Annotated in this window: 6 protein-coding genes; 2 read left to right on the top strand and 4 right to left on the bottom strand. The window is 61.1% G+C overall.

Annotated elements, in window-relative coordinates; all coding sequences use genetic code 11:
* The first annotated feature begins 211 nt into the window (after window positions 1–211).
* The gene (locus JNL55_RS29720; protein WP_293863156.1) at window positions 212–1,315 is read left to right on the top strand and encodes an amidohydrolase family protein; all 1,104 of its coding nucleotides are present in this window, start codon (window positions 212–214) and stop codon (window positions 1,313–1,315) included.
* Here the strand turns inward: JNL55_RS29720 and JNL55_RS29715 are convergent.
* The 4 genes from JNL55_RS29715 to JNL55_RS29700 form a co-directional block, all read right to left on the bottom strand.
* Window positions 1,305–2,372 carry an amidohydrolase family protein gene (locus tag JNL55_RS29715; RefSeq protein ID WP_293863154.1) on the bottom strand — a complete coding sequence of 356 codons (1,068 nt, stop codon included), beginning with the start codon at window positions 2,370–2,372 and terminating at the stop codon, window positions 1,305–1,307. The genes JNL55_RS29720 and JNL55_RS29715 overlap by 11 nt on opposite strands.
* 21 nt (window positions 2,373–2,393) lie before the next feature.
* Entirely contained in the window at window positions 2,394–3,347 is a 954-nt protein-coding gene (locus tag JNL55_RS29710; RefSeq protein WP_293863158.1) for an NADP-dependent oxidoreductase, read from the bottom strand.
* Window positions 3,348–3,450: 103 nt separating this feature from the next.
* Window positions 3,451–3,657 (bottom strand): hypothetical protein, encoded by a 207-nt coding sequence (locus tag JNL55_RS29705; protein ID WP_293863152.1) that lies wholly within the window; start codon window positions 3,655–3,657, stop codon window positions 3,451–3,453.
* Window positions 3,654–5,246 carry a phytoene desaturase family protein gene (locus JNL55_RS29700; protein ID WP_293863150.1) on the bottom strand — a complete coding sequence of 531 codons (1,593 nt, stop codon included), beginning with the start codon at window positions 5,244–5,246 and terminating at the stop codon, window positions 3,654–3,656. The genes JNL55_RS29705 and JNL55_RS29700 overlap by 4 nt, the downstream gene beginning before the upstream one ends.
* 155 nt (window positions 5,247–5,401) lie before the next feature.
* Here JNL55_RS29700 and JNL55_RS29695 point away from each other — a divergent pair, with 155 nt between their 5' ends.
* Window positions 5,402–6,397, top strand: coding sequence for a VOC family protein (locus JNL55_RS29695; RefSeq protein WP_293863148.1), 996 nt, complete (start codon window positions 5,402–5,404; stop codon window positions 6,395–6,397).
* The last annotated feature ends 138 nt before the right edge of the window (window positions 6,398–6,535 follow it).

The raw sequence follows: 6,535 nt of genomic DNA, 5'->3' as shown, positions 1-6,535 counted from the left end.
TGCAATACGCGCCCGATGGCGCCGAGGTGGTGAACGAAACCGGCGAGCGCATCCCGCAGACCGATGCCGGCCGTCAATTCAAAATTCTGGATAACGGGCGGTAAGCCACGCGCAGCGCCGATGCCCGGCATCACCGGGAACGATTCGACAAACGGCCGGAACCCATGCCACCGTTGTGCTCAATGCCAACGGCGGGCATGGGGGAGTGTCGATGCTGTTTCACAAGTGCGGTCCTGGCTGTGTGCCGCGAGCGGCAGCGGATTCGCTCGGCGGCGGCGGGGCGAGTTCGCCGCGGCGGCGCTCATACACCGTGGATTTGCATTGTCATGTGATGGTGCCTCAGGTCGAGAAGCTGGTTGCGGATCGACCTGAAAAGCTCGCCGAGCCGCAAATGCAGCTGCGGGCGATGGGTGCTCCGTCGGTGGAGCACAATCAAAAGCACATGCTCCCGGCAGCTGTGCCGAAGATGCTCGATCTGCAGCTGCGTTTAGCCGACATGGATCGCATGGGCGTGGATCTGCAACTGATCAGCCCGTCACCGCCGCAGTACTACTACTGGGCCGACGCCGATCTCGCCACCTCGGTGGTGCGTCTACAGAACGAACACATCGCCAAAGTCTGCGAAGCGCACGCCGATCGCCTGGCCGGGCTCGGCAACATCGCGCTTCAACATCCGGATCTCGCGGTCGAGCAGCTCACTCACGCAGTCCGCGAACTCGGCCTCAAGGGCGTGGAAGTGTCCACGAGCGTGAACGGCCTGGAACTATCCGATCCGCAATTCGAAAGAGTGTGGGCGTGCGCAGCCGAGCTGGGCTGCTTGGTGTTCATCCACCCGTTCGGCACATCACTGGGCGAGCGAGTGAACCGCTACTACCTGCAAAACATGATCGGCCAGCCGCTGGAAACCACCATCGCGCTGTCATCGCTGATCTTCAGCGGCGTGCTGGATCGTCATCCGAAGCTGCGCTTGCTGGCCGCGCATGGCGGCGGCTATCTGCCTTACTACATTGGCCGAAGCAATCACGGCCATCACGTGCGCCCGGAGGCGCAGCAGGCTCAACTAGCGCCGGTCGAATATCTGAAGAAGATCTGGTTCGACAGCCTGGTGTACGAGCCACAGATTCTGAAACAGCTGATCGACACTGTCGGTGTCGGGCAGGTGGTGGTCGGCACCGACTATCCGTTCGACATGGGTCACTACGACATGCACTCGTTGCTCGAGGCGGTGCCAGGCCTGAGTGGTGCGGATCGCGAGCGCATCCTGTCCGGCAATGCGCTCGACTTACTGGGATTGAAGCGACCCGCTACAGCCTGAACGTGCGACGCACGTTGGTTTCGCAGATCTTGCGCTTGTCTTCCACCGACAACGCAATCGCATCGAAGTCCGCGACCGACTTGGGTTGATTCTCGAACGGATAATCGACGGCGAACAGAATCCGATCGATGCCGACGGTCGCAATGGCCGCGGCCAGCGGCGCCGCCACGTTCATGCCGCTGGTGGTGATCAGAAAGTTGTTACGGAAATATTCCCCGGGCTTGCGCTTGAGCTTGGCCGACGTGGGGAACAGCGCATTCTCGAAGTCCCAGCGATTGTCGATGCGTTCCAGGAAGTAGGGAATGCCTTCACCCATGTGACCGAGCACGATGGTGAGCTTGGGGAAGCGATCGAAAATACCGGCGCCGATCAGCCGCAACGCATGCGTACCCGTTTCCACCGCGAAGCCCCAGCCAACAGTAAAACCTGGCACTGCCGCGCCAGCTACGCCTGGCGCTGCATCTCTCGGATGAATATAGAGTGGCAGGTTCAACGCTTCGAGCGCTTCGAGAATGGGCCAGTACTTCGGGTCGTCCAGGTATTCGCCGTTGGTGTGTGAGTTGACCAACGCGCCGGTCAACTTCAGTTCGTTCGCACATCGCTCCAGTTCTTTCACGGCTGCAGCTGGATCCTGAGGAGCAAACGTAGCGAGGCCCGCGAAGCGAGTGGGATGCGCTTTGATGGCTGCTGCCAATCTATCGTTGGCCAGTTTGCCCAACGACACCGCCGTCGGCACATCGAAGTTCTGCACGCCCGGCGAACCCAGCGACAGAATCTGCATATCGATGCCGGCGGCATCCATGCCTCGCAATCGACCCTCGCCCAGATCCATCAATAAGGGTAAGGCCGGCCCGACGATAGGGCCGCTGGCCCAGCTCGGAATGTTCCGAGCATGCTTACGTGCGGCTTCGAGAATCTCCGGAATGGTGAACGCTTCTTCGCAAGGCAGAAGTTTGTATGGTCGCTTGCCGTTGGCGGCCGCGGCGCTTGCCGAAGTATCCAGAGCGGCGAGGGCGCCACCCACTAGTGCGGACTGCAGAAAGCTACGTCGTTGCATGTCGACCTCGAGTATGCGCGCTTATCTCAGCGTCAGGATCAACTTGCCGCGTGTGTGGCCGGCTTTGCTGGCGGCCCAGGCCTTTTCGAAGTCGGCGAGCGGGAAGGTGGCGTCGACGTTGACGTCGTACTTTCCGGCGGCGGCGAGTTGGGCGACTTCATTGAGTACAGTGCCGATGGGCGTGCCATCGCGGCTGCGCATGAGGCAGCGAACGTTTGCAGCGGCGCATTGAGCGGCGTCGGCGGGGCCGGCGACGGAGACGACCAAGCCACCTTTCTTGACCACGGCAATCGACCGAGTTGCGGTCTCAGGATTGACGGTGTTCACGGCTATATCCACATCGCGAACTCGATCTTCGAAGCGCTCGGTTTGATAGTCGATGACTTCATCGGCTCCGATTGAACGCAGGTATTCGTGGTTGCGTTTCGACGCCGTCGCGATCACATAGGCGCCGCGTGACTTGGCGATTTGAACCGCCGCCGATCCGACGCCACCGGCGCCGCCGTGGATCAACACGCGTTGGCCTTTGCTGACCTTGGCAGAGTCGACGAGCACAGCCCACGCAGCGGACGCGGTCGTTGGAATGCCCGCGGCTTGTTCGAATGAGAGTTTCTCGGGTTTGCGAGCGATGGTGCTCACGGGCACAACGGCGTACTCAGCGTAAGCGCCGCGAGGTTCGATGAAGACGATGACAGGGTCGCCGACTTTCCAGCCTTGAACTTGAGGTCCGAGCGATTCGATGACGCCAGCAGCATCGAAGCCGGGCGTCCACGGCGCAGCCGATGCAACCGGCGACGAAGGCGCGACGCCGCCAGGCGCAGCCGGAGCACCAGGCCGATATCCCAACGCCATCTTCCAATCAATCGGGTTCACACCGGCGGCGTGCAGCCGAACTCGAACCTGGCCAGTAGCCGGCGAGGGCGCGCTTACAGACCGAAGAACGGCTTTGCCCTCACTAACCACCACCGCTTGCATCGACACAGGCGCCGTGTCCGCCGACACAACAACAGGGAGCGCAGCGCAAATCAGCGCCGCCGCGCGAAAGAAATTCGAGCGCATGAAGCTCTCCGACGAGTAATTAGTTCTTCCGAAACGGCAACGTCAGCGCGAACAGCAGCGTCTTCCAATTCATCAGCTTCAGCGCGCTGCGCACCTCGGCCGGTTTCAAGCGCGCCGACATCGGCATGGCGCCGAAGATTTTGCCTTTGATGATCAGATTGGCACCGTCGCGCTCGATGGCGCTGACGGTCATCATTTCTTTGCCATCGGGACCGTACAGTTTCATACCGAGCGGCTCGCCACCTTGTCGAAATCGATTTTCAGATCGTCGAACATCTTGATCGCAGTGGCGCGGCCCGCGCCATACACGCCGCCACCGGGATGCATGAACGGTCCGACCAGATACAGTCGGTCGACGCCGGGCACCGTGTATTGACCGAGATCCGGCGTGGGGCGATGCGACACCGTCTGATACATGAACGGCGCAACGCCATGCACATCACCGCCGACCATCGAGTTCGGCGAGCTGCGTTCCAGGTCCAGCGGCGAATAGAACTTACGCGCCACGATATTGTCAGGCGTCAGATTCGAAACAAACTTGCGATACGCCTCCAAGCTCAACTCGCCGATCTGCTCCTTGATCTCATCCCAGCGCCCCGGCCCGCCCTCAGCAAGTTGATAGGGCGCAAAGGTGATGCCATGGAACATGCCTTTGCCTGGCGGCACGCGCGAAGGATCATTGAAGCTCTCATCGTTGCCGGCCACCAAGCGCCGCTTGGAAATCCGACCCCGGCGTAGCTCATCGAAGTCATCCAGCATTTCGCTGAGCTTAGAAGTGGTCATGAACTCCAGCATGATGGCGGTGTTGACCGGCTCGCTGGTGCGGAAGCGAATCTGTTCCTTCAAATCATAGTGACTGACGAACAAGCTGAAGGTGCCAAGCGTGGAGCGCTCAGCGCGCTTCAACACCGGTGCGGGCACGCCTTCGACGAACTGCCGTAAGCGATGTGGATGAATGGCACCGATGACACCGTCTTTAGCGACATAACGCTCGCCAGTCGCAAGCTCGACAGCACTGGCTCGCCCGCCGGAGGTGACAATCTTGCTCACCTCACGATCACAGACCACTTCGCCACCGAAGTGCTCAATACAGCGGACCAGGGCTTCAGTGAGTTTGCCGCTGCCGCCCACCGGCTGCGACACGCCGTAGGTGTGAATGATGCCGGGCATGAGGTACATGCCCATGCCGGTGCCCAACTCGTCGGGCATCTGGATGTTTTCGGTGATGAGTTTGACGAAGTGCATGCGCACCTTGTCGTTCTCAAACAAGCTGAGAGCGATGTCGAGCGCGCTGCGGCTCATGGCGTCGAGTAACTCGCGGCCTTCGTCGCTTTGATCGAGCATGCCGATCAGCGCACCCATGGGCAGCGGCGGCGAGTACAAACCGCTGATGAACATCGGCAGCATCTGTGCGCTTCGCAACGCGAACTCGCGATACGCCTCAGCATCGCGTGGCGACACCTTGGCGATGGACTCGCAGGACTTGTCGAGGTCCTTGTAAGTGATGATGGCGCTCTGGTCATCGAAGATGCTGGCGTACGGCACGTCGGAGTAGTGGTACTTCAGGCCGAACTTGCCCAACAGGCCGAGCTCGTCCTGGGTCAGCATCGGGTTGCCCTGGATCATGATGTGCACGCTGGAGTGCTCGTCATGCCAGTAGCCCGGCGTATTGATTTCGCGCGTCACCACGCCGCCGCCCGGATACGGTTTGCGCTCCAGCACCAGCACTTTCTTGCCTGCCTTCGCCAAATACGCAGCGGCCACCAGTCCATTGTGGCCCGCCCCCATCACCACGACATCGTATTGTTTGGTCATGCGGTGAAAGCTACCGGGGCGCTCCCGGTGCGGTCTAATTGTTTATCGACATAGCGGCCATCAGTCGGCCTGATGCGCGGGATCAGCAGAAACGTTTTCCGCCGGCGCCGGCGGCTGCCTAGAATGGGACCGAAGCTCGAGGGGAAGCAAGCACCATGGCCATATCAGGCATCGAAGCACTCGTTTACGGGGTCGACGATCTCGACCAATGCAGCCGGTTCTTTGACGACTTCGGCCTGACGCCGGTGAGTCGCACGCCGCAGGACGCGGTATTCGAGGTCGACTCGGGTTCGCGGGTGGTGCTGATGCGCCGAGGCGACCCGAGATTGCCGACGGCGTTCTCGCACTCGGTGGGCGTGCACGAGACCATTTGGGGCGTGGATAGCTCGGCCTCGTTCGACCGGTTGGTGGCCGACCTGAAGCGCGATCGCGACGTGCGCATCGATGCCGACGGTGTCGCGCACTTCCTGGCCGACGACGGCATGCCGTTTGGCTTGCGAGTGTGGACGAAGCGGACGGTGCTGTCCGTGTCCGATCCGGTGAACACGCCCGGTCGCATCCAGCGCTTGAATCAGCATCGTCAATGGCGCGCGCGTTGCCGGCCGAAGACCATCAATCACGTGGTGTTCTTCGTCGAGAATTACCGCGCGTCGTGGCGCTTCCTGCGCGACCGGCTCGGCTTTCGCTATTCAGATCATTCGCGGGACATCGGTGTGTTCGCACGCGCGGATGGCACCTTCGAACATCATTCGATCTTTCTGCTCGATTGCAAACTGCCGGTGGCACCGGGCAAGGCCGGCTTCATGCACGCCGCGTTCGGGGTCGACGACATCGATGAGCTCATGATCGGCGCCAATTACATGGAGCGGAAGAAGTGGGCCAACACGTCGCGCAACAGTTCGGGCGGCGTGTCGCGTCATCGTATTTCGTCCGCCATCTATTACTACGTCGATTGTCCTGCCGGCGGTGAAGCCGAGTACCACGCCGACACGGATTACCTGGATGACAACTGGGTGCCGCGCGTGTGGGACTTCAAGTTCGGCTCATTGATGTGGGCGCATCGCGTGCCGCCGATGTTTGCCGGTGATGACATCCCGTGGGACATGCAATTCGATGCGTCCGGTGCCTCGCTGGAGGAGAAGAAGGCGTGAGCACCCGACACGGTGGAAAGGTGGCGTTAGACACCGGCTCCAGTACCGCCAATGGACATGCGATCGTCGAACTACACTACGCTGACGCTGCACGAGTTGCCATCGCGCACATCGCCGACTGCAGCGAAACGATGGAAA

It is taken from the genome of Steroidobacter sp., assembly GCF_016790065.1.
Taxonomy (GTDB): Bacteria; Pseudomonadota; Gammaproteobacteria; order Steroidobacterales; family Steroidobacteraceae; genus Steroidobacter.
Note: the sequence above shows the minus strand (reverse complement) of the source record. Positions and strands in the feature narration are given on the sequence as shown.

Coding starts and splice junctions, on each gene's coding strand:
- JNL55_RS29720 (WP_293863156.1), top strand. CDS start 212: ATGCTGTTTCACAAGTGCGGTCCTGGCTGTGTGCCGCGAGCGGCAGCG.
- JNL55_RS29715 (WP_293863154.1), bottom strand. CDS start 2,372: ATGCAACGACGTAGCTTTCTGCAGTCCGCACTAGTGGGTGGCGCCCTC.
- JNL55_RS29710 (WP_293863158.1), bottom strand. CDS start 3,347: ATGCAAGCGGTGGTGGTTAGTGAGGGCAAAGCCGTTCTTCGGTCTGTA.
- JNL55_RS29705 (WP_293863152.1), bottom strand. CDS start 3,657: ATGAAACTGTACGGTCCCGATGGCAAAGAAATGATGACCGTCAGCGCC.
- JNL55_RS29700 (WP_293863150.1), bottom strand. CDS start 5,246: ATGACCAAACAATACGATGTCGTGGTGATGGGGGCGGGCCACAATGGA.
- JNL55_RS29695 (WP_293863148.1), top strand. CDS start 5,402: ATGGCCATATCAGGCATCGAAGCACTCGTTTACGGGGTCGACGATCTC.